Raw genomic sequence first — 21656 nt, forward strand, 5'->3', positions numbered from 1 at the left:
GCCCCGCGCCTTCCGCGGAGGCCTTCGGCCCCATCCACCCCCATCCCCCACCGCACAGCGCCATACCTTCCCCCGCGACCCCGCGACCCGCGACTCGGCGAAAGAAGGCTGATCATGGCCCCATCGACGTCGTCCAGCGCCATCACCCTGAACATCAATGGCGAGAAGTACACGCTGCCCGTCGACCATCGCACCACCCTGCTCGACGCCCTGCGCGAGCATCTCGATCTGACGGGTACCAAGAAGGGCTGTGATCAGGGCCAGTGCGGCGCCTGCACGGTGCTGCTCGACGGACGCCGGGCCGTCTCCTGTCTGCAACTCGCCGTGGCCGCGGAGGGTCGCGACATCACCACCATCGAAGGCGTGGCGGACGGGGAACGGCTGCATCCGGTGCAGCAGGCCTTCCTGGACCTCGACGGTTATCAGTGCGGCTACTGCACACCGGGCCAGATCTGCTCGGCGCTCGGCGTGATCGAGGAGCACGCGGCGGGCTGGCCGAGCGCCGTGACCGCCGACGTACGGCCCGAAGCGGGCGTCCCGCCGCTCACCGCCGAGGAGATCCGGGAGCGGATGAGCGGCAACCTGTGCCGCTGCGGCGCCTACGTGTCGATCGTGCAGGCCGTCGCCCGGGCGGCAGGGGGCGGCGCGGTCCGGGCGGGGGAAGTCCCCGCCGCGCGGTCCGACCTCATCGAATCCGGTGCCGTGGAGACGGAAGCGGACGAGGAGTCCGGCACCACCGGAGCGGATGCCAAGGAGGCTGTGGCATGAAGGAGTTCGGCTATGAGCGCGTCTTCGACGTGGCCGGCGCGGTCGCCCTGCTGGGCGCCGACCCCGAGGCGCGGTGTCTCGGCGGCGGCACCAACCTCGTCGACCTGATGAAGAGCGGGGTGGAACGACCGGCGCGCCTCGTCGACGTGCGTGAACTGCCCCTGGACCGGATCGAGTTCACCCAGGGTGAGGGGCTGCGCATCGGCGCGACCGTCACCAACAGCGACCTCGCCGCCCACCCCGAAGTGCGGCGCCGCTACCCGGCGTTGACGCAGGCTGTCCTGGCCGGCGCCTCGGGGCAGCTGCGCAACATGGCCACGGTCGGCGGGAACCTGCTCCAGCGCACCCGCTGCGGCTACTTCACCGACCTGGCGAAACCCTGCAACAAGCGTGTTCCCGGCAGTGGTTGTCCCGCCGTCGAGGGCGAGCACCACAACCACGCCGTCCTCGGCGCCTCCGCGCACTGCGTCGCCACGCACCCCTCCGACATGGCGGTGGCACTGACCGCCTTCGACGCCGTCGTCACGTACGAAACGCTCGACGGACCGGGTGAGTTGCCGCTCGCGGAGTTCTATCTCCCGGTGGGCGACACTCCGCACCGGGAGACCGCCCTGCCGTCCGGCGCGCTGATCACCGGCGTCACCGTGCCCGCCGCCCCGGTCGCCGCCCGCTCCCGCTACCGCAAGGTGCGCGAGCGCGCCTCGTACGCCTTCGCGATCGGCTCGATCGCCGCCGCGCTCGACGTCCGCGAGGGTGTGGTGCGCGAAGTACGCCTCGCCTTCGGTGCGGTGGCGTCCCGGCCGTGGCGTGCTCGGGAGGCCGAGCGGGCGCTGCTGGGGGGACCGGCGGACGCCGAGGCCTTCGCCGCCGCCGCGGACGCCGAACTGGCGCAGGCCGAACCGCTGCCCCACAACGGATACAAGGTGCCGCTGACACGCAATCTCGTCGTGGCGACGCTGACCGAGCTCACCGAGGAGGCCGCCCGATGACCACGACCACCACGACCACCACGACCCCGGCGGTCGCGGCCGTCGGCACCGCGCGCACCCGTGTGGAGGGCGTGGCCAAGGTGACCGGAGCGGCTCGCTACGCGGGCGAGGTGCCGTATCCCGAACTCGCCCACGGCTGGCTGGTGCTGTCCACCGTGGCCCGCGGCCGTGTCCGCTCCGTGCGGTCCGCGCCCGTCCTCGCGATGCCGGGTGTCCTCGCCGTCCTGCACCACGAGAACGCCCCGCGCCTCAACGGCGATTACACGAACGCCCTCGGCGTGCCCGACCCCATCGCCCAGATCTTCCAGCGGGACCGGGTCCCGTACGCCGGCTGGCCGGTGGCCCTCGTCGTCGCCGAGACACCCGAGCAGGCGAGGGAGGCCGCCGAGGCGCTCGTCGTCGAGTACGACGAGGAGCCGCACGACGTCGTGTTCGCCGCCGGACTTCCCGGTGTGTACACGCCGGAGAGCGCCCCCGCCGCGACCAAGGGCGACCTGGAGGCCGAACTCGCCGCGTCCGCCGTCGTCGTGGACGCCGAGTACAGCACCCCGGAGGAGCACCACAGCCCCATGGAACCGCACGCGGCGGTCGCCCGCTGGGACGGCGGCCGGCTCGAGGTGATCGACTCCAACCAGGGCAGCAGGTTCGTGGCGGACGAACTGGCGAAGCTGTTCTCGCTCGACCCCGAGTCGGTCCGGGTGCGGTCCGAACACGTGGGAGGCGGCTTCGGCTCCAAGGGGACCCGCCCCCACTCCGTCGCCGCCGCGATGGCCGCGACCGTGCTGCACCGCCCGGTCAGGGTCGTCATGACCCGGCGTCAGATGTTCTCCCTCGTCGGCTATCGCAGCCCGACGGCGCAGCGGGTCAGGCTCGGCGCCGACGCGGACGGACGGCTGCGCGCGGTCGAGCACCGGGCCGAGAGCCTCACCTCGACCGTCCACGAGTTCGTCGAGCGCAGCGCCGAGTTCGGGCGGGCGATGTACGGCTCCGACGCGCACCACTCCGCCAGCCGCGTCGTACGGCTCGACGTGCCGACGCCGAGCTGGATGCGGGCCCCCGGGGAGGCGCCGGGTTCCTTCGCGCTGGAGTCCGCGATCGACGAACTCGCGGAGAAGTGCGGCCTCGACCCGATCGAGCTGCGTCTTCGCAACGAGCCGGACGTGGGCCCGGTCTCCGGGTTGCCGTACAGCAGCCGCAATCTGGCCGGCTGCTTCGAGGAAGGGGCCCGCAGGTTCGGCTGGGCGGGCCGTGACCCGCGCCCCGGAGTCCGCCGCGAAGGGCGCCGACTGCTCGGCACCGGCACGGCCGCGGCCACCTTCCCCATGCTGTCCGCCCCGTCCACGGCGGCCGTGACGGCGGAGCCCGACGGCACCTTCACCGTACGGATCACCGCCTCGGACATCGGGACCGGTGCGCGGACCGCGCTCACCCTGGTCGCCGCGGACGCGCTGGAGACGGAGCCGGAGCGCATCCGGATGCGGATCGCGGACAGCGACTTCGGCCCGGCGATGATCGCCGGCGGTTCGATGGGCACCCGCTCCTGGGCCTGGGCGATCCGGGTCGCCGCGGCCGAGCTGCGCGAGCGGCTGGGCCTCGGCGGCGGCATCCCACCGGAGGGGATCACGGCGCGCTCGGACACCTCCCAGGCCGTCGGCGCGCTGCCGCCGATGGAACGGCACACCTTCGGGGCGCAGTTCGCCGAGGTCGCCGTCGACGTCACCACGGGGGAGGTGCGGGTGCGGCGGATGCTCGGCATCTTCGCCGCGGGCCGCATCGTCAATCCGCTGACGGCGCGCGGGCAGTTCGTCGGCGGCATGGTCTGGGGCCTGTCCATGGCGCTGCACGAGGAGGCGGTCCGGGACCGGGCCACGGGCGGCCACGTCGGCGCGGACCTGGCCGGTTACCACTTCGCCGCGCACGCCGACGTACCGCACATCGAGGCGGACTGGGTGGACGACCCGGATCCGGACGACCCGGTCGGCATCAAGGGCATCGGTGAGATCGGGGTCGTCGGAGCCGCGGCGGCGATCGCCAACGCGGTCTGGCACGCGACCGGCGTACGCCACCGGAACCTGCCGATCCGACCCGACCGGGTCCTGCTCGCGGGGACCGCGGCGGAAGGGGATCTGGGTGCTTGACCTCGCCGACGAGCTGCACCGCTGGGCCGAGGAGGGCCGGGACTTCGCCGTCGCCACCGTCGTGCGCGTCGGCGGCAGCGCGCCGCGCGGTCCCGGGGCCGCCCTCGCCGTGGACGGCCACGGCACGGCCGTCGGCTCGGTCTCCGGGGGATGCGTCGAAGGCGCCGTGTACGACCTGTGCGTCCAGGCGCTCCAGGACGGCCGGACGGTGCTCGAACGGTTCGGATACAGCGACGCGGACGCCTTCGCGGTGGGACTGACCTGTGGCGGTGTCGTCGATGTCCTGGTCACGCCGGTGCGCGCGGACGCACCGGACCGGAAGGTGTTCGAGGCGGCGCTGGCGGCCGCGGCCCGTGGCGAGCCGGCCGCCGTCGCCCGGGTGGCCCGGGGACCCGCCGCACTGCTGGGCAGGGCGCTGCTCGTCCGCCTCGACGAGGCGTACGGGCCACCGGTCGAGGGAGGTCTCAGCGGTTCCCCGGCGCTGGACGGCACGGCGGCGGGGGAGGCCCGCGGCATGCTCACGGCGGGGCGTACCGGCACCGTCGAGGTCTCCGAGGACGGTTCCCGGTGCCCCGGGGGCGTGACGCTGTTCGTGGAGTCCAGTGTGCCGCCACCGCGTCTGATCGTCTTCGGTGCCGTCGACTTCGCCACGGCGCTGGTACGGGTCGGCAAGTTCCTCGGCTACCACGTGACCGTGTGCGACGCCCGCCCCGTCTTCGCCACCCGGGTCCGCTTTCCCGAGGCGGACGACATCGTCGTCGACTGGCCGCACCGCTACCTGCGGCGTACCGGGACCGACGAGCGGACGGTCCTGTGCGTGCTCACCCACGACGCCAAGTTCGACGTACCGCTGTTGGAGGCGGCCCTGCGGATGCCGGCGGCCTTCGTCGGGGCCATGGGCTCGCGCCGCACCCACGAGGACCGTGAGCGGCGGCTGCGCGAGGCCGGGCTGGGCGAGCGGGAGCTGTCCCGGCTGAGGTCCCCGATCGGGCTCGACCTCGGGGCCCGTACGCCGGAGGAGACCGCGCTGTCCATCGCGGCGGAGATCGTCGCGGCCCGGGAGGGCGGCACCGGCGCTCCGCTGACCGGCTCGCGGACGCCGATCCACCGCGACGGGGGTGGCGGCCCGGCCGACGGTGCGACCGGGACCCGGGAGGCCGCCTGACCGGTGGTGGCCGGCCGGGCGCGGGTTCCCGGGGTTCGGGACGTACCGGCGGGCTCAGGGCGTGCCGGAGGTACGGGAGGACGCGGCCGAGCGTCCGAGCCAGTCGTACGCGGCCCGCGCCGTGAACTCGGCCTGGCCGCCGCGCAGCAGCAGCCCCGCCGTGCCGAACGCAGGGTCGTCGGCCTGCGCGGTGACGTACGGGATCGCGAGGCAGCGCATCCCGGCCGCGTGCGCGGCCGCGGCCCCCGGGGCGGCGTCCTCCAGGACCACACAGTCCGCCGGCGCGGCCCCCAGGCGGGCGGCCGCCTCCAGGAAGACGTCGGGTGCGGGCTTGCCGTGTGCCACCTCGTCGGCCGAGACGACGGTCGTCAGACGGGCCGCCAGGCCGGTCCCTGTCAGGATCGCCTCGATGGCGGCGGCCGAGGAGCCCGAGGCCACGGCCATCGGGACGCCCTCGTCGGCCAGCAGCCCGACGAACTTCCGCATCTCGGGATAGACGTGCGTGGAGGCACGGGCGAGCTCCAGATAGCGGCGGTTCTTGTCGGCGAGCAGCACCTCCAGCGGAGCCCGCAGACCGTAGCGCTCCTTCCAGAGGGCGAGCGTCTCCCGGGTGCTGATGCCGACGTACCGTTCGTGGTCGGCCCAGGTGAAGTCGGTGATGCCCTGCTCGGCGAGCGTCTGCCGGCCGGCTTCGAAGTAGTTCGGCTCGCTGTCCACGAGAGTTCCGTCGAGATCGAAGATGACCGAGGTGCGGCCGAAAGTGCTCATGGGGTCCAGGATGCCAAGGGCCGGCCGGTGAGGGGCGAGGTGCTGCCGCTGGTGGAGTCGATCGCCCCGTCCCCGCCCCCGTCAGCCGTTCGGTATCCGGCCGATCGACTCCACCAACGGCAGCACCCGGTGCGGAACACGTTCGCGCAGCGCCACCTCGGTGCGGGTGCGTACGACGCCGGGCATGCTGATGAGCGACTGGATCACATCCTCCAGGTGGGCGTTGTCGCGCGCCACCACCCGGGTGAGCAGATCGCCGCCGCCCGTGATCGAGAACGCCTCGATGATCTCCGGTACCGCGGCGAGCGCGTCCCCCACCTCGTCGAGATGGCCCTGCGTGACCTCGATGTGCACGAAGGCCAGCACGGGGTGGCCGAGCGCCGCGGGGGACAGCGAGGGCCCCATGCCGGTGATCACCCCGTCCCGTTCCAGCCGGTCCAGGCGGGCCTGCAGCGTGCCGCGGGCGACACCGAGCATGCGGGCGTACTCACGCACGCTGGTACGCGGCTGCTCCAGGAGCAGCCGCAGGATCCGGGTGTCGAGCTCGTCCACGGCCATGGTGCGCCGGCCTTCCTGCCGCCTGAAGTGATCTTCACCGACTGTACCGACGGCCTCCTCCGGTCCTGACCGATCCTGACCGGTCCTGACCGTAAGGCCGTGGTTCCGCGGTACCCGGCTGCCGAGGCCGGTGGGCCATGGCCGGGCGGCAGGCCGGTCATGGAGCGACGAAGGGCCCCGGGTCAGGTGTCGGGGTCCGCGGCGGCGGACGGGGACTCGACCTGGTCCCAGCCGACCACCGGGCCGCCGTCCCGGGACAGCGGGGCATCCCCTGGCGGTGCACCGTCGCGGTGACCGGCGTCGCCGTCGGGGAAGCCGTCGAGGGCGACCCGGATCCGCTCCGCGGGCAGGCCGCGCCGGAGCAGCGCATGGGCGGCCGCCCGGATCGTCCCCGCGGGACCGCAGACGTAGGCCGCGGTGTTCCGGGGCTCGAACCGGGCCCCGTCCAGGAGAGTCGTGACGGCGCCGACGGGACCCTCCCAGGCGGGGCCGGGGCGGTCGACGGTGACCGCGCAGTGCGGTGGGCCGTGCGCCGCCGACCAGGCGTGTGTCTGCTGGGCGTAGAGGATGTCGTCCGGGGTGCGGGCGCCGACCAGGACGTTCAGGTGTCCGTACAGCTGCGGTGCGGCGAGCGCGTCGAGGACGAGCGGGCGCAGTGGCGCCGGGCCGAGTCCGTCCGCGACGACCAGCAGATCCTGCCCGGCGGCCCTGTCGAGCTCCCAGCCGGTGCCGAACGGGCCGCGCAGACCGACCCGGCCGCCCGGCCGGAGGGCGCACAGCGCGGCCGAGACCGCCTCCAGCGACCGTATCGTCAGGGCGAGTTCGTGGCGGTCGATGCGGGACACCGGTACCGGGATCTCGCCCACCCCGAGGGCGTGCACCAGGGCGTAGCGGCCGGGCGTGAACGGCGCGAGCAGCCCGGTGCCGGTCGGCGCGAGGGTGAGGGTGACCGTGTCGGCCGTCTCGTCGCGCGCCTGGGTCACCTGATAGGGGAGGGGAACGTCGTCCATGGCCGGCCTCCGCTGCCGTAGGGGCGTACGTACCGGTACGAGGACCGTCCGGTCGCTCACCGGCGAGGGGCACCGGGTCGAGGGTGCTCCTTCCAGCGTGGACGCATGAGGGGGCGGCCACCACAGGTCGCCGGCCCCGGGCGCGGGGCATCGGGCCCACCTGCGGTGTCTTCCTTTCGGCGGGCGGTCTCCGGGGGCGGGTCCCGGGTCTTCGGGATACGGGTCGGCGGCGACCGGGGCGGGGCCGAGGCCGGGGCGTTGCCGGGTCGTGGGTCGGGTCGTGGGTCGGTTCATGGGTCGGTTCATGAACGGTTGCGCGGCGGGCCTGGAGGCGGTGACGTCCGGCCGCGCGGCCGGACGTCGAGGCCCTGTGTCCGCACCCGCCGCCCTCCCGCCGCGTCCGTCCATAGGGCCGTTCGGCCCCCGCCGGGGACCTGCGGCCCCTGCACCGTTGCCCTCCGGGACCAGAGGCTGGAAACACATCGTCCGCCCGGCCCGGGAGAAGGGGACCATGCTCCGCAGTGTCACCGTGGGGCCCGACGGCTCGCCCGAGCACCGGGCCGGCGCCGCGCGGGCGGACCGCGAGGCGGGGCTCCGCCCGGCTGCCGCCGAGGCCGGTCCACGCCCGGGAGCCGGAACCCGTTCCGCTCACCGGGTGCCCCGGTCGCTGTCGTCCCGCACGACCGACCTTCGAGGGGACCGGAGCATGAAATCTGTAATCGTACGTGCGTTCGGTTTGCTTCCGGTCCAGGGCCGGGGCGTCACCCGTCCGGCTCCGCGGCGGAGGAGGGCCCGGTGGCGGACGGCCGTGCCCCGGCCGGGCAGGGCACGCGGGTGGAGCGAACGGAGGCCGTGCGGCGGGGTGATCTCGTGTGAGGAGGGAATCACCACCATGGTGGACGAAGCCGCGTTCGCGGTGTCCCGGCCCGGGTTGCGGCACGACGGGAAACTCGTGAGGGTGGCCGTGCCGGTGTGCGGCACGATCCGGGCCCTGGCCGACGGCACGGTCCGGGCCCCGGTCCACGGCACGATCCGCGGCGGCATCCCGGTGACGGGCTCCGGCCTCGGGACGCGGCAGGACCTCGCCGAGGTCCTTCGGCCGCACGCCCCGGGCCCGACCGGATCCGGCCACGGGACCCGTCCGCTCGCGTCCGTCGACCAGCCCACCGACGAGGTGCCGCGCGGTCGGGACAGGACCGGGATCGTCCTCGATCCCGGCACGGGAAGGTGAGGATCTTGGAGCTTCCCCTCGTCGTGGGCGTCGACGGCTCCGCACCGAGCCTCCGCGCCGTGGACTGGGCGGCGGACGAGGCGGCGCTGCGCGGGGCCCCGCTGCGGCTGGTGAACGCCTCACTGTGGGAACGCTACGAAGGAGTCTCGCCCGCCGGGGGAGCGGACCGGCCCTCGGAGCAGGTGCTGGTCGAGGACGTCGTCGACACCGCCACACGGCGTGCCCGTGACCGGCGGCCCGGCCTGGAGGTGTCCGCCGACGTCCTGCCCGACGACCCGGTGAGCGTCCTGCTGCACGAGGGGCACGGTGCCTGCGCGCTGGTCATCGGCTCGCGCGGGCGCAACGGGCTCGTCGAACTACTGCTCGGCTCGGTGAGCCTCGCGGTGGCCGCCCGTGCCGACTGCCCCGTGATCGTCCTGCGCGGCGGCCGGGAGAGCCGGGCCGCGACCGGAAAGCACCGCCGGATCGTCCTCGGCGTCGGCGCCGGCCCGCACAACTCCGCACCCGCGCGCTTCGCCCTCCAGGAGGCACAGGCCCGCGGGGCCGCCCTGGACGCGGTACGGGCCTGGCGGTGGCCCGGCCGGGAACCGACGGACCAGCCACCCGTCGAGGGAGAACCCGCCCGACTGCACGAGCGGCAGGCGGTGGAGATCCTCGAGGCGGCGCTCGGCGGACCCGCGGCGGACCACCCGTCGGTGGACCTCCGCCTGCGGGCCACCGAGGGGCCCGCCCGCGGCGTACTGCTGGCCGCCGCGGCCGAAGCGGACCTGCTGGTCGTCGGCGCCGAGCGGCACCGCGGACACGTGGGGCTGCCGGTCGGCCGGATCGCGCGCGCCGTCCTGCACCGGTCCGACTGCCCGGTCGCCGTCGTCCCCGGCCGGGCGGAGACACCGTGACCGGCTCAGAGGCTCGCCGCGTGGTCGGGGACGTACGTCTGAAGATCGCGTGGCGGGCGCTCGTAACCGGTCGACGGCGGCCGGGGCGGGAGTTCGAGCACCGGCGGGGGCACCTCGTAGTAGGGCACCGAGTCGAGCAGATGGGCGATCATGTTCAGCCGGGCGCGGCGCTTGTTGTCGCTCTCGACCACGAACCAGGGCGCCTCCGAGATGTCGGTGTGCACCAGCATCTCGTCCTTCGCCCGGGAGTACGCCTCCCAGCGGGTGATCGACTCCAGGTCCATCGGGGAGAGCTTCCAGCGCCGCGTCGGATCCTTCAGCCGGCGCCGGAACCGGTCCTGCTGCACCGCGTCGCTCACCGAGAACCAGTACTTGCGCAGCACGATCCCCTCCTCCACGAGCATGCGCTCGAAGATCGGGCATTGACGCAGGAAGAGTTGGTACTCCTCCTTGGTGCAGAAACCCATGACGCGCTCGACACCGGCCCGGTTGTACCAGCTCCGGTCGAACAGAACGATCTCCCCGGCGGCCGGCAGATGCTCGACGTACCGCTGGAAATACCACTGGGTGCGCTCGCGCTCGGTCGGCCTGGGCAGCGCCACGGTCCGTGCGACCCGCGGGTTGAGGTGCTCCGAGACCCTTTTGATCGTGCCGCCCTTGCCCGCCGCGTCACGCCCCTCGAAGACCACCACGAGCCGGGCGCCCTCGGCGCGCACCCACTCCTGCAGCTTCACCAGTTCCGTCTGGAGACGCAGCAGCTCCCGCTCGTACACCGCGCCCGGCAACGACGCCGTCCTCTTGCCGGCCATGCCGCCTCCTCCGCCCGCTGACTTGCCCCGATGACTTCGGAGTCACCATGCCCAAGGTCCAACCGTCCAAGGTGGAACAACAGGACGCCACCGTACTGAGCGACGAGGAACTGCGCACCCTGGACGCCCACTGGCGGGCCGCCAACTACCTTGCCGTGGGCCAGATCTACCTGCTGGCCAACCCGCTGCTGACCGAGCCCCTGACCCCCGCCCACATCAAGCCGCGGCTGCTGGGCCACTGGGGCACCTCGCCCGGACTCAACCTCGTCCACACCCACCTCAACCGGGTGATCAGGGCCCGCGGTCTCGACGCGCTGTGCGTCTGGGGCCCGGGTCACGGTGGGCCCGCCGTGCTCGCCAACTCCTGGCTGGAGGGCAGCTACAGCGAGACCTATCCGGACGTGTCGCGGGACGCGGCCGGCATGGAGCGCCTGTTCAAACAGTTCTCCTTCCCCGGCGGCGTGCCCAGCCACGTCGCCCCCGAGACACCGGGCTCGATCCACGAGGGCGGCGAGCTCGGCTACTCCCTCGCGCACGCCTACGGCGCCGCCTTCGACAACCCGGACCTGCTCGTCGCCTGCGTCATCGGGGACGGCGAGGCGGAGACCGGCCCGCTGGCCGCGTCCTGGCACTCCAACAAGTTCCTCGACCCGGTCCACGACGGGGCCGTCCTGCCGATCCTGCACCTCAACGGCTACAAGATCGCCAACCCGACCGTGCTGGCCCGCATCCCCGAACCCGAACTCGACGAACTGCTGCGCGGCTACGGCCACGACCCCATCCACGTCACCAGTGACGACCCGCACCAGGTGCACCGGGCCATGGCCGACGCCTTCGACCGGGCCCTGGACCGCATCGCGCTGATGCAGCGCACCGCCCGCGAGGACGGCGTGACCGAGCGCGTGCACTGGCCCATGATCGTGCTGCGCACGCCGAAGGGCTGGACCGGACCCGCGGAGGTCGACGGCCTGCCCGTCGCGGGAACGTGGCGCGCTCACCAGGTCCCGCTGGCCGGGGTGCGGGAAAACCCGCAGCATCTGCGCCAGTTGGAGGGCTGGCTGCGCTCGTACCGCCCCGAGGAGCTCTTCGACGCCGAGGGCCGGCCCGTCGCCGAGGTCCTCACCTGTGTCCCGGAGGGAGCGCGCCGGCTGGGCGCCACCCCGCACGCCAACGGCGGTCTGCTCGTCCGCGACCTGCCCATCGCGCCGCTCGACGACTTCGCCGTCCCCGTCGACAAGCCGGGCACGACCCTGCACGAGCCCACCCGCGTCCTCGGTGACCTCCTCGAACAGGTCATGAAGGACAGCGCGCACCGCCGCGACTTCCGGCTGGTGGGCCCCGACGAGACCGCGTCCAACCGGCTCGAGGCCGTCTACGCCGCGAGCGGCAAGGCCTGGCAGGCCCAGACCCTCCAGGTGGACGAACACCTGGACCGGCACGGCCGGGTCATGGAGATCCTCTCCGAACACACCTGCCAGGGCTGGCTGGAGGGCTATCTCCTCACCGGGCGGCACGGTCTGTTCTCCTGCTACGAGGCCTTCGTCCACATCGTCGACTCGATGGTCAACCAGCACATCAAGTGGCTCAGGACGTCGCGGGAGTTGTCGTGGCGTGCCCCGATCGCCTCCCTGAACTACCTGCTCACCTCGCACGTCTGGCGCCAGGACCACAACGGCTTCTCCCACCAGGACCCCGGCTTCGTCGACCACGTCCTCAGCAAGAGTCCGGAGGTCGTACGGGTCTACCTGCCGCCGGACGCCAACACCCTGCTGTCCGTGGCCGATCACGTGCTGCGCAGCCGCGACTACGTCAATGTCGTCGTCGCCGGCAAGCAGCCCTGCTTCGACTGGCTCTCCATGGACGAGGCCCGCGCCCACTGCGCCCGCGGTGCCGGAGTCTGGGAGTGGGCGGGCACGGAGAACGGCGGCGAACCGGATGTCGTCCTCGCCTGCGCCGGTGACGTCCCCACCCAGGAGGTCCTGGCCGCGGCCCAGTTGCTGCGCCGGCAGCTGCCCGAACTAGCCGTACGCGTCGTCAACGTCGTCGACATGACCCGGCTGATGCCGCGCGAGGACCATCCGCACGGGATGAGCGACCGCGAGTACGACGGACTGTTCACCACCGACAAGCCGGTGATCTTCGCCTACCACGGCTACCCCTGGCTCATCCACCGTCTCGCCTACCGCCGTACCGGCCACCCCCAGCTGCACGTCCGCGGCTACAAGGAGATGGGCACCACCACGACGCCCTTCGACATGGTCGTCCGCAACGACCTGGACCGCTACCGACTCGTCATGGACGTCATCGACCGGGTCCCCGGCCTCGCTGTCCGCGCCGCCGCCGTGCGCCAGCGGATGGCCGACGTCCGCACCCGCCACCACGCCTGGATCCGCGAACACGGCACCGATCTGCCCGAGGTCGCCGACTGGAGCTGGACCGGCTGACGACCGGCGCCCCGTGCGGGTCGTGAAGGAGTTCCCCCGTCGTGACCGCACACCCCGAGCAGGCGCCCGACGCCCGATGAGCACCGGGCCGAGCGTCGCCGCCGTACCCCGTGCGCCGCGGGGTACGGCGGCCGTTCTCCTCGACACCGACGGGGCGATGCGCGGTTCCGGAGCGAGTCCGGTCCGGGGGCCCCGTCGCCGTCCTGGTGATGAGACCGGGCCCCCCGGACAGTACGGTGAAGACACGAGAGCTTGTCCGAGCTGCCCTGTCTGCCCTGTCGGTCGGAGGAAGCGATGAGCGGGGACAAGAGCCAGGGGTCCGGGCAGCACCTGCCCGGACTGCGGCTCGACGAGCTGCTGGGCGAGCTCCAGGTACGCATCGACGCGGTGCGCGGTACCAGGGACCGCCTGCACGGCCTGCTGGAGGCCGTCCTCTCGGTCGGACGGGAGCTGGACCTGCCGCAGGTGCTGCGCAGCATCGTGGAGGCCGCGGTGGTGCTCGTGGACGCCGAGTACGGGGCGCTCGGCGTGATCGGCGGGGACCGGAAGCTGTCCGAGTTCCTGACCGTCGGGATCGACGAGGAACGGCGCGCGCGGATCGGGGCGCTGCCCAGCGGCCACGGGCTGCTCGGCGAGCTGATCCGGCACCCGGTGCCGCTGCGGCTGCCGGAGCTCTCACGGCACCCGGAGTCGTACGGGTTCCCGGCCCACCATCCGCCGATGCACTCGTTCCTCGGGGTCCCGATCAGAGTGCGCGACGAGGTGTTCGGGAACCTCTACCTCACCGAGAAGCGCAGCGGCACGCAGTTCGACGCCGAGGACGAGTCGGTCCTGTCGACGCTCGCGGTCGCGGCCGGGGTCGCCATCGAGAACGCGCGGCTGTACGAGGAGACGCGCCTGCGCGAGCGGTGGCAGCGGGCCAGCGGCAAGGTCACCAGCGTCCTGCTGACCGGCGCGCCCGGCGAGGAGGTGCTGGAACTGATCATCGACGAGGCGCGGAAGATCGTCTGCGCGGACATGGGGATGATCGCGGAACGGGTGCCGGGCGAGGAGGCCCTGCGCCCGGCACTGGCGGTCGGCCTCGGGGCGCGCGAGCGCGGCGGCCTGGTGCTGTCCTCCCGGGACGGCCTCGTGGGAGCCGCGCTGGCCACGGCCGAGCCGGTGGTCAGCGCCGACATCGCGCACGACACCCGGCCGGGCGCGGGCGCGGCCCCCTGGGCCGGGCTCGGCCCCGTGGTGGCGGTGCCGCTGGGGACCAGTGGAAAGGCGCGCGGAGTGCTGCTGCTGGGGCGGGAGCCGGGCGGCGTGCCGTTCGGTGACGCGGACACCGGCCCGCTGCTCGGGTTCGCCGACCAGGCCGCCCTTGCCCTGGAACTGGCCGAACGCCGCCGGGACGCCGAACAGATCGCGCTGCTCCAGGACCGCGACCGCATCGCCCGCGACCTCCATGACCTGGCCATCCAGCGGCTCTTCGCGGCGGGGATGACCCTGCAGAGCGCGCAGCGCTTCATGGAGCATCCCGAGGGCAGGGAGCGACTGACGCGGACCGTCGACGACCTGGACGACACCATCAAGATCATTCGGTCCACGATCTTCGGTCTGCGCGCACACGGCGCGGGTACCGGGGAGGACAGCGGTCTGCGTGGCCGGGTCTCGCAGGCGGTGACGGCCTCGGCCACCTCGTTCGGGTTCTCGCCCGCGCTGCGGATCGAGGGGCTAGTGGAGACCGATGTCCCCGGCGAGATCGCCGACCACGCCGTCGCGGTGCTCGGCGAGGCGCTGAGCAACGTGGCCCGGCACTCCGGGGCACGGGCCGTGGACGTCCGGCTTCGGTGCGGTGAGGGCGAGTTGACGCTGACCGTGACCGACGACGGGTGCGGGGTGCCCCCGGGGGCCGCGCGCAGCGGGCTGCGGAACCTGGAGGAGCGGGCCGTCGCCCTGGGCGGAGCCCTGACACTCGGCGAGAGGCCGGAGGGCGGCGGTACGCGGCTGGTGTGGAGGGTGCCGGTGGTCCCGGCCGAGGCCCCGACGCGGGCTCCGACCGATGCGCGGACGGCCGGGGGGCCGGGGGGCGGCTGAGGCGGGTGGTGCGGGTGGTGCGGGTGGCGCGTGGTGTCGGGCGGGCGGCCTGTGGCCCCGACGCGGGCTCCGACCGACTCGCGGACGCCGGAGGGCCGGGGGCGGCTGAGACGGGTGAGTCCGGGTGGTCGGCGGGCGGGGATCGTCGGCGTCCGGGAAGGGTGCTGTCGGCGGGCGAGGGTCGTCGGCGTCCGGGAAGGGTGCTGTCGGGTGGCCCGGAGGGGGCCGGTGGCCGTCCGGGAAGGGCGGTGCCGGTGGGCCCCGCACCGCCGCCTGGGCACGGGGTCAGCGCGGGGAGCGGCCCGTGGTGTCCGGATTCTCCAGGTGGCTGGCCAGGACCGCCGCCTGGACACGGCGCTGGACACCGAGTTTGGCCAGCAGCCGGGAGATGTGGTTCTTCACCGTCTTCTCGGACAGGTACAGCTTCTTGCCGATCTCCCGGTTGGTGAGCCCGTCCCCGATGAGCGCGAGGATGTCCCGCTCGCGGGGCGAGAGGCCGGCGAGCTCGGGAGCGAGGGTCGGCTCCCCGGCCGGGTCGGCGCGCAGCGACCGCATCAGCCGGGCCGTCGTGGTCGGATCCAGCATCGACTGGCCCGAAGCGACCGTACGCACCGCCGAGACCAGGTCGGAGCCCTTGATCTGCTTGAGTACATAGCCTGCGGCCCCGGCCATGATCGCGTCGAGCAGTGCTTCCTCGTCGTCGAAGGACGTCAGCATCAGGCAGGCCAGCTCCGGCATCTGACCGCGCAGCTCGCGGCAGACGCCGATCCCGTCGCCGTCCGGCAGGCGGACGTCGAGCACGGCCACGTGCGGACGCAGTGCCGGGCCGCGCACCAGCGCCTGTTCGACGCTGCCCGCGTCGCCGACCACCGAGATGTCCGGCTCGGCGTCCAGGAGATCGGTCAGGCCACGGCGTACGACCTCGTGGTCGTCCAGCAGAAAGACCCGGATCGGGTTCTGTTCCGAGAAGGCACGCGCCTCGGCCATGGCGACCCCTTGTTCCCTTGTTCCCTGGCGGACTGCTGTTCCCTGGCGGACTGCTGTTCCCTGGTGGACCGCGGATCGTTCCGGGTGGACCCACGACCCGGATCACGAGCCCGCTGTGACGACGATCATCGCCTTCCGGGAGCGGGCGCGCCAGGGCCGACCGGTCCAACCCGGGCGGTGCGGCCGACGAGGGGCACCGGCGTCAGCCGAGCGGGCCGCTGCCGTAGGGCGCGTACAGGTCCAGCAGCCGCGTCCGTGCCGACCGCAGCCGTCGGGCGACGGTGTCCCCCACCCACTCGGCCACGGCCATTCCCAGGACCGGGTCGTCCTGGCACATGATCCTCACTTCCCCGGCGTCGAACTCGAACGCGCGCACAGGGCTCGTCGTCTCGGCGCCGAGATGCCAGATGTGGGGCTCGAACAGCCAGGACCAGCCGATGAGTTCGTTGTGCCCGAGGGTCTCGATGACGGCCGGGCGCCGACCCGGTACACGCAGGTCGAGCGTGATCGTGCCGGTCCGGATGATCCAGAACCGGTCGGCGCGCCTGCCCTCCTCGAACAGACGGGTTGCCTGCGGGAACGACACCTCGCGAGCGAGACGCATCAGGCGCTCGCGGTGTTCGACGGGCAGTGCCCGCAGCCTGGTGAATGTGGGGGAAGCGTTCATGTCCCTGTCTCTTCCTGACGCGGGGCCCTGCCGCATCCACACTCTCCCCGTCCGGCGGATGGGGCCAGGGGCCACCCGGCCCCGAGGACCGGGCCGCATGGCATCGGCCGGGACGGCCACCACGGGTTCGTCCGCGCACCCCGTACCGCGGGCCGTCCTGCCCCGTCCGGTCCGGCGAAGGGGCCCGACCGGCCCAAGCGGACCGCGTCCACCGCGGTCACGCTGGACGTACCGGGCCGCTTCTTACGACTGCCCCGCCCGGCCGGTCACGACGATCGCGCCCCCGGACAGGACGACGACCGGGGAATCCCGGCAGCACACGACGACCGGCGGCTCCCGACAGGAAGACGACCCGGGCCTCCCGACAGGAAGAGGTGAAGGCCATGTCCCGACAGATCCCGCCGAACACGGTGTCCCCGGCGGTGGACCGCGCGCAGGGCGACATCGGGCGCCGTATCGCCCAACGACGTGAGGCACTGGGCCTGACCAGGGAGGAGACGGCGGACCGGGCGGGCACGGCTCCCGGCTACATCCGGTACATCGAGGAGCAGCCCACGGCCACCCCGGGCGTCGGTGTGCTCATCAGGCTCGCCGACGTCCTGGAGACCAGCGTGGCGGCCCTGCGCGGCGGTGACACCGACCTGCCGCCCGGCGTCGGCCGGGCCGCCCGCCACCCCGAACTGCTGGTGCTCGACACCGACGAGTGCCGGGCGCGGCTGTCGACGCACGGTGTCGGACGGCTGGCCATGGACACGCCCAGCGGTCCGTACATCGGTCCGCTGAACTACACCGTCGTGGACGGCGCGGTGGTCTGCAGGACGGCACCTGGCTCGACACCGGCCGCCGCCGACGGAGCCCGGGTCGCCTTCGAGGTCGACCACATCGACGAGGCGCTGAGCCAGGGCTGGAGCGTGCTCGTACGCGGCCGGGCCCGCGCCGTGACGGACCCGGCCGCCGTACGACGGCTGGAGGAGCTCTCGTACAGCGCTCCCTGGGTGGGCGGCGAGGGCCTGATGTGGCTGTCCATCGACACCGCCGAGATCTCCGGGCGCCGGATCAAAGTCGACCGGTGATGTATCCCGACGACGGCTTCCGCGAACTCGACCGGCAGGAGTGTCTCGTCCTGCTGGTCAGGGCGCCCGTCGGCCGAATCGTGCACACGCGTCACGCCCTGCCCGCGGTGCTGCCGCTCAACTTCTGTCTGGACGCCGACTCCGCCGTACTGCTGCGGACGGCGGCGGACTCGGATCTGGCCCGTTCGGTCGACGGCGTGGTCGTGGCGTTCGAGGCGGACGAGGTCGACGCCCGCGCGCACTCCGGCTGGAGCGTCGTCGTCACCGGCCGCGCGACGGTGGTCACCGACCCCGCCGAGCACGGCAGGCTGTCCCGCACCGGCCCCCGCTCCTGGGTCACCTCGCCCCGCGACGTCTTCATCCGCATCGAACCCGAACTGGTGACCGGCCGTGAGCTGGTCGCCGGACGCACGGCGTACGGAGTCGACCTCTCCCTCTGATCCTGCGTGGACTGCGCGCCCCGGGAGGAACATCGACCCCCTAGAAGGACCGACCCCGAGAAGGACGGACCCCGCGAACGACCGATCCCGCGAACGACCGACCCCGAGAAGGACCGTCCCCGAGAAGGACGGACCCCGCGAACGACCGACCCCGAGAAGGACCGACCCATGCGCATCGTCGTGGCGCTCGGTGGCAACGCCCTGCTGCACCGGGGCGAACGCCCCGACGCGGCCGTTCAGGAAGCCAACGTCGACCGGGTCACCACCGCGCTCGCCGCCCTCGCACACGAGCACGAGATCGTCATCACGCACGGCAACGGGCCACAGCTCGGCCTGCTCGCCGGCGAGAGCGCGGCCGACCCGGCCCTGAGCGCCCCCTACCCGCTGGACCTCCTCGGTGCCCAGACCCAGGGCCTGATCGGGTCCCTGCTGGCCCGCAGCCTGCACGACGCCCTGCCCGGTCTCCGGATCGTCGCCCTGGTCACCCACACCCTCGTGCGCGCCGACGACCCGGCCTTCGACCACCCCACGAAGCGCGTCGGCCAGGTGTACCCACCGGACGTGGCGTCGTCCCTCGCCGCCGGGCGCGGCTGGCGCTTCGTCGCGGAGGGCACGGGCCGACGCCGCGTCGTGCCCTCCCCGGAACCCGAGCGGGTGTGGGAGACCGACACCGTCCACGAGCTGCTGACGGGCGGCACCCTCGTCATCTGCGCCGGCGGCGGAGGCGTCCCCGTCACCGCCGACCGCGACACCGGCGCGCTGACCGGCGTGGAGGCCGTCGTCGACAAGGACCTCACCGCGGCGCTGCTCGCCGAGGACCTGGAGGCCGACTTCCTGCTCATCCTCACCGACGTGCCCTGCGTCTACGCCGGCTACCGCACCTCCGGGCAGCGGCCCCTCCTCGGCGTCACACCCGCCGAGCTGCGCCGGGGCCGCTTCACCGAAGGCTCCATGGGGCCCAAGGCCGAGGCCGCCGCGCGCTTCGTCGAGCGCACCGGCGGACCGGCCGCGATCGGCGCCCTGGACGCGGCGTACGAGATCGTCCACGGCAGGTCGGGCACGCTCGTGCGGCCGGACCTGCCCGTCGAGTGACGCGTCGTCCACCGGGAGCGCACCGCAGCAGCGGCGGGTGTTGCGGACCGGCGGTGCCCAGGAGTGGTCCGTTGGTTCATCCGTGGTACAGCGGGGGCCGGTTGAGGTGGGCCAATGGCTCACCGGATGCGACCTCTGTTGAGCCAGGTGGGCCGCGGATGGTGTGATGTCCCCATCGACGGCGCTGCGGAATCCCGCGGCGCCTTTTTCATGCCGGTTCGGCCGGGCGGTGGTGAGAGGGCGGGGCAGTGCTCAAGAGGGTGTTCATGGCGCCGGATCCGGGGCGGCTGCGGCTGCGCAACGCCTCCCGGGCCGTCCTCGGCATCGGTCTGGCGGTGGCCCTGTGCGGCCTCGCCGGCCGGGGACTCGTGGGCGCCGTGGCCGGCGGCCTCGCCGCGCTGCTCGCCCTCTTCACCGTGACCGATGCGACCGTCCGCGGGCAGGCCGTCACCACGGCCCTGCTCCCCGCCGTGGGCCTGCCCGTGCTGGCCCTCGCCGCCGGACTGCACGACCACCCGGTCGCGAGGGACCTGGCCTTCCTGGCGGTCGTCGGCGCCGGTGTGTACGCGCGGCGCTGGGGGCCGCGGGGCCATTCCCTGGGTGTGTTCGCGTTCATGACCTTCTTCATGACGCAGTTCCTGCACGCCGTCCCCCGGCAGTTGCCCGGGCTGTACGTCGCGGTGCTGCTCTCGCTGCTGGCGTCCTCGCTGGTGCGCTTCGCCCTGTGGTGCTTCGAGAGGCGGCTGCCGCCCGGCGCGACGCCCCCCGCACCGCACGGAAGGGGCTGGGCCAGGCCGAGCACCCGCCAGGCGCTCCAGGCGACCGCGGGCTCGGCCTTCGCACTGGTGGCGGGCCAGTGGCTGTCCGAGGACCGCTGGTACTGGGCCGTGGGCGCCACCTGGTGGATCTTCGTGAACACCGCCTCGCGCGGCGAGACGCTGGTGCGCGGGTTCCGCCGGGTTCTCGGCACGGTGCTCGGCATGGCCCTGGGCCTCGTCGTCGCGGTGCCCCTGCACGGCGCGCCGGTCCCCAGCGCCGTTCTCGTCGCGGTGTGCGTCTTCGGGATCTTCTACGCGGCCGCCGTCTCGTACACCTGGATGATGCTCGCGGTGACGCTGATGGCCGAGTCGCTCTACGGTCTGCTCGGTGTGCTGGACCCCGGTCTGATCGTGCTGCGGCTCGCGGAGACCGGCGTCGGCGCGCTCGGCGCGGCGCTCGCCGTGGCGATGGTCCTGCCCCTCACCACGCACACGGTCACCGACCGCTGGGTCGAGCGGGCCCTGCACGCGGTGCACGGCTGCACCGCGGCGGCTGCCGCACGGCTCGCGGGGGACGAGGCAGCGGACCCCGCGCCCCGTGCGGGGGAGCTCGAAGCACTTCTGGGGCGCGTACGGATGGCGCTCGCGCCCCTGGTGCATCCCCTCAACCCGTTGCGGGCGCGCAAGGCGCGGGCTCGTCAGGTGCTCGCGCTGCTGGACGACTGCGCCCGGGAGGCGCACGGTCTCGTGGCCGTCGCGGAGGACCCGGACGCCTCCCACGACGCCCGGCTGACGGCTGCCTGCCGGCGCGTCGAAGCAGCGGTGGAGTCCCTGGTCGGAGCGGTGCCGGAGGGTGCCCTGGCGGCCGACCCGGGGGCGCCGGGCCGGCACCCGGGCGCCGAGCAGGCGCTCGCCCACCTGCACGGCCTGGAACGAGCGCTGGTCGCGCTGGCCGCGCCGCTGGGCGGCTCCCGGCTCGTGCGTGTCTGACAACCGGCGTGTGCGTCCGGCATGGGCCAGCGGCAATTCGGCTCCGCCGGCGTGACGGATGTACGGGCCATGGGGAGGGTGGATCACCGTGCGGGCGGGGTAACCCCGCGGCTATCAGACGCACGGAAGCCGCGGGACCGTGCGGGAGCGGCCCGCGGACGGAGCCGCTGGGGGTGGCGCCATGCGGAACATGTCGCGCGGAACCGGACACGGTGAGCGCTTCACGGACGAGGGGAGCGCGCCGTGGCCCGGCGGGCCGGGCGGATGGCTCGACCGGCTCAAGGTCGGACCCCGGCGGGACGACGACGACCCCGACGACCCCGACGACCACCGAGGCCGACTTACCGACGACCACGGGGACCCGCGGCGGGACGACCACGGGGACCCGCGGCGGGAGGACCGTCAGGACCGGCGTGGGGAGGACCGTCAGGACCGGCGTCGGGACGGCCGCGGGGACCAGCACGGGGACGCCCACCGGGACCAGCCCTCGGGCGGCTGCCCTGACCGGTTCTCCGGCGGCCACCGGGAGCAGCTCGTGACCGGCCCCCGGGAGCAGCTCGCGGGCGGTCACCGGACGGAACGTGCGGAGTCCCGTCCGCCGCGCGCGCGGGCGGGCGCGGAGCCTCGCACCCGCCCGGACCCGGCCGTCACGCTTCAGGCCCCGGCCCCGGTCCCGGCCCCTGCCCCGGTGCCGGTGCCGGACCTCCAGGGCCGGCTGCCGGACGGAGGTCCGGCGGTCGAGGCGCGCTCCTGCCCCGTGCAGGCACCCCGCCCGGACCGAACCGTGTCCTGGA

General features: G+C 73.7%; 18 protein-coding genes. 12 read left to right on the plus strand and 6 right to left on the minus strand.

Annotated elements, in window-relative coordinates; all coding sequences use genetic code 11:
• Positions 1–114: 114 nt before the first annotated feature.
• Genes OG199_RS36575 through OG199_RS36590 form a run of 4 tightly spaced genes read left to right on the plus strand, consistent with a single transcriptional unit; the run spans position 115 to position 5060 of the window.
• On the plus strand, positions 115–768 hold the full coding sequence (locus tag OG199_RS36575) for a (2Fe-2S)-binding protein (RefSeq protein WP_405833092.1): 654 nt from the start codon (positions 115–117) through the stop codon (positions 766–768).
• The gene (locus OG199_RS36580) at positions 765–1757 is read left to right on the plus strand and encodes an FAD binding domain-containing protein (RefSeq protein WP_405833094.1); all 993 of its coding nucleotides are present in this window, start codon (positions 765–767) and stop codon (positions 1755–1757) included. The genes OG199_RS36575 and OG199_RS36580 overlap by 4 nt, the downstream gene beginning before the upstream one ends.
• Positions 1754–3895 carry a xanthine dehydrogenase family protein molybdopterin-binding subunit gene (locus OG199_RS36585; RefSeq protein ID WP_405833096.1) on the plus strand — a complete coding sequence of 714 codons (2142 nt, stop codon included), beginning with the start codon at positions 1754–1756 and terminating at the stop codon, positions 3893–3895. The genes OG199_RS36580 and OG199_RS36585 overlap by 4 nt, the downstream gene beginning before the upstream one ends.
• The gene (locus OG199_RS36590; protein WP_405833098.1) at positions 3888–5060 is read left to right on the plus strand and encodes an XdhC family protein; all 1173 of its coding nucleotides are present in this window, start codon (positions 3888–3890) and stop codon (positions 5058–5060) included. Before OG199_RS36585 ends, OG199_RS36590 begins: the two co-directional genes overlap by 8 nt.
• A gap of 54 nt (positions 5061–5114) precedes the next feature.
• Here OG199_RS36590 and OG199_RS36595 read toward each other — a convergent pair whose 3' ends face one another.
• The 3 genes from OG199_RS36595 to OG199_RS36605 form a co-directional block, all read right to left on the minus strand.
• Positions 5115–5828, minus strand: a complete 714-nt coding sequence (locus tag OG199_RS36595) for an HAD family hydrolase (protein ID WP_401806126.1) — start codon at positions 5826–5828, stop codon at positions 5115–5117.
• Between the two features lie 81 nt (positions 5829–5909).
• Positions 5910–6386 (minus strand): Lrp/AsnC family transcriptional regulator, encoded by a 477-nt coding sequence (locus OG199_RS36600; protein ID WP_356805683.1) that lies wholly within the window; start codon positions 6384–6386, stop codon positions 5910–5912.
• 182 nt (positions 6387–6568) lie between these two features.
• Complete coding sequence (locus tag OG199_RS36605) at positions 6569–7396, minus strand: oxidoreductase (protein WP_405833100.1); 828 nt, start codon at positions 7394–7396, stop codon at positions 6569–6571.
• 892 nt (positions 7397–8288) lie between these two features.
• Here OG199_RS36605 and OG199_RS36610 point away from each other — a divergent pair.
• Both OG199_RS36610 and OG199_RS36615 read left to right on the plus strand, forming a co-directional pair.
• Positions 8289–8627, plus strand: a complete 339-nt coding sequence (locus OG199_RS36610) for a hypothetical protein (RefSeq protein ID WP_405833102.1) — start codon at positions 8289–8291, stop codon at positions 8625–8627.
• Between the two features lie 5 nt (positions 8628–8632).
• Entirely contained in the window at positions 8633–9523 is an 891-nt protein-coding gene (locus OG199_RS36615) for a universal stress protein (protein WP_405833104.1), read from the plus strand.
• Positions 9524–9528: 5 nt separating this feature from the next.
• Here the strand turns inward: OG199_RS36615 and ppk2 are convergent, their stop codons facing one another.
• Positions 9529–10332, minus strand: a complete 804-nt coding sequence (gene ppk2, locus OG199_RS36620; protein ID WP_401806119.1) for a polyphosphate kinase 2 — start codon at positions 10330–10332, stop codon at positions 9529–9531.
• A 47-nt stretch (positions 10333–10379) separates the two neighbouring features.
• Between ppk2 and OG199_RS36625 the strand changes: the two genes are divergently transcribed.
• Both OG199_RS36625 and OG199_RS36630 read left to right on the plus strand, forming a co-directional pair.
• Positions 10380–12776, plus strand: a complete 2397-nt coding sequence (locus tag OG199_RS36625) for a phosphoketolase (protein ID WP_401806118.1) — start codon at positions 10380–10382, stop codon at positions 12774–12776.
• 294 nt (positions 12777–13070) lie between these two features.
• Positions 13071–14855 (plus strand): GAF domain-containing protein, encoded by a 1785-nt coding sequence (locus OG199_RS36630; RefSeq protein WP_401806116.1) that lies wholly within the window; start codon positions 13071–13073, stop codon positions 14853–14855.
• Between the two features lie 285 nt (positions 14856–15140).
• On the opposite strand, the gene OG199_RS36635 is transcribed toward OG199_RS36630, so the two are convergent.
• Complete coding sequence (locus OG199_RS36635; protein ID WP_401806114.1) at positions 15141–15842, minus strand: response regulator; 702 nt, start codon at positions 15840–15842, stop codon at positions 15141–15143.
• Between the two features lie 202 nt (positions 15843–16044).
• Entirely contained in the window at positions 16045–16509 is a 465-nt protein-coding gene (locus OG199_RS36640; RefSeq protein ID WP_405833106.1) for a cyclic nucleotide-binding domain-containing protein, read from the minus strand.
• Positions 16510–16892: 383 nt separating this feature from the next.
• Here OG199_RS36640 and OG199_RS36645 point away from each other — a divergent pair, with 383 nt between their 5' ends.
• The 4 genes from OG199_RS36645 to OG199_RS36660 all read left to right on the plus strand — a co-directional run bounded on the left by OG199_RS36645 (position 16893) and on the right by OG199_RS36660 (position 20862).
• Positions 16893–17582 (plus strand): helix-turn-helix domain-containing protein, encoded by a 690-nt coding sequence (locus tag OG199_RS36645; protein ID WP_405833108.1) that lies wholly within the window; start codon positions 16893–16895, stop codon positions 17580–17582.
• Positions 17582–18022, plus strand: a complete 441-nt coding sequence (locus OG199_RS36650; RefSeq protein ID WP_266705714.1) for a pyridoxamine 5'-phosphate oxidase family protein — start codon at positions 17582–17584, stop codon at positions 18020–18022. Before OG199_RS36645 ends, OG199_RS36650 begins: the two co-directional genes overlap by 1 nt.
• A 168-nt stretch (positions 18023–18190) precedes the next feature.
• The gene (locus tag OG199_RS36655; RefSeq protein ID WP_405833110.1) at positions 18191–19114 is read left to right on the plus strand and encodes a carbamate kinase; all 924 of its coding nucleotides are present in this window, start codon (positions 18191–18193) and stop codon (positions 19112–19114) included.
• 248 nt (positions 19115–19362) lie between these two features.
• Positions 19363–20862: an FUSC family protein gene (locus OG199_RS36660; protein ID WP_401806108.1), complete on the plus strand. Its 1500-nt coding sequence runs from the start codon at positions 19363–19365 to the stop codon at positions 20860–20862.
• Positions 20863–21656: the final 794 nt, after the last annotated feature.

This window comes from Streptomyces sp. NBC_01176, assembly GCF_045039825.1.
In the GTDB taxonomy this organism is placed as follows: Bacteria; Actinomycetota; Actinomycetes; order Streptomycetales; family Streptomycetaceae; genus Streptomyces.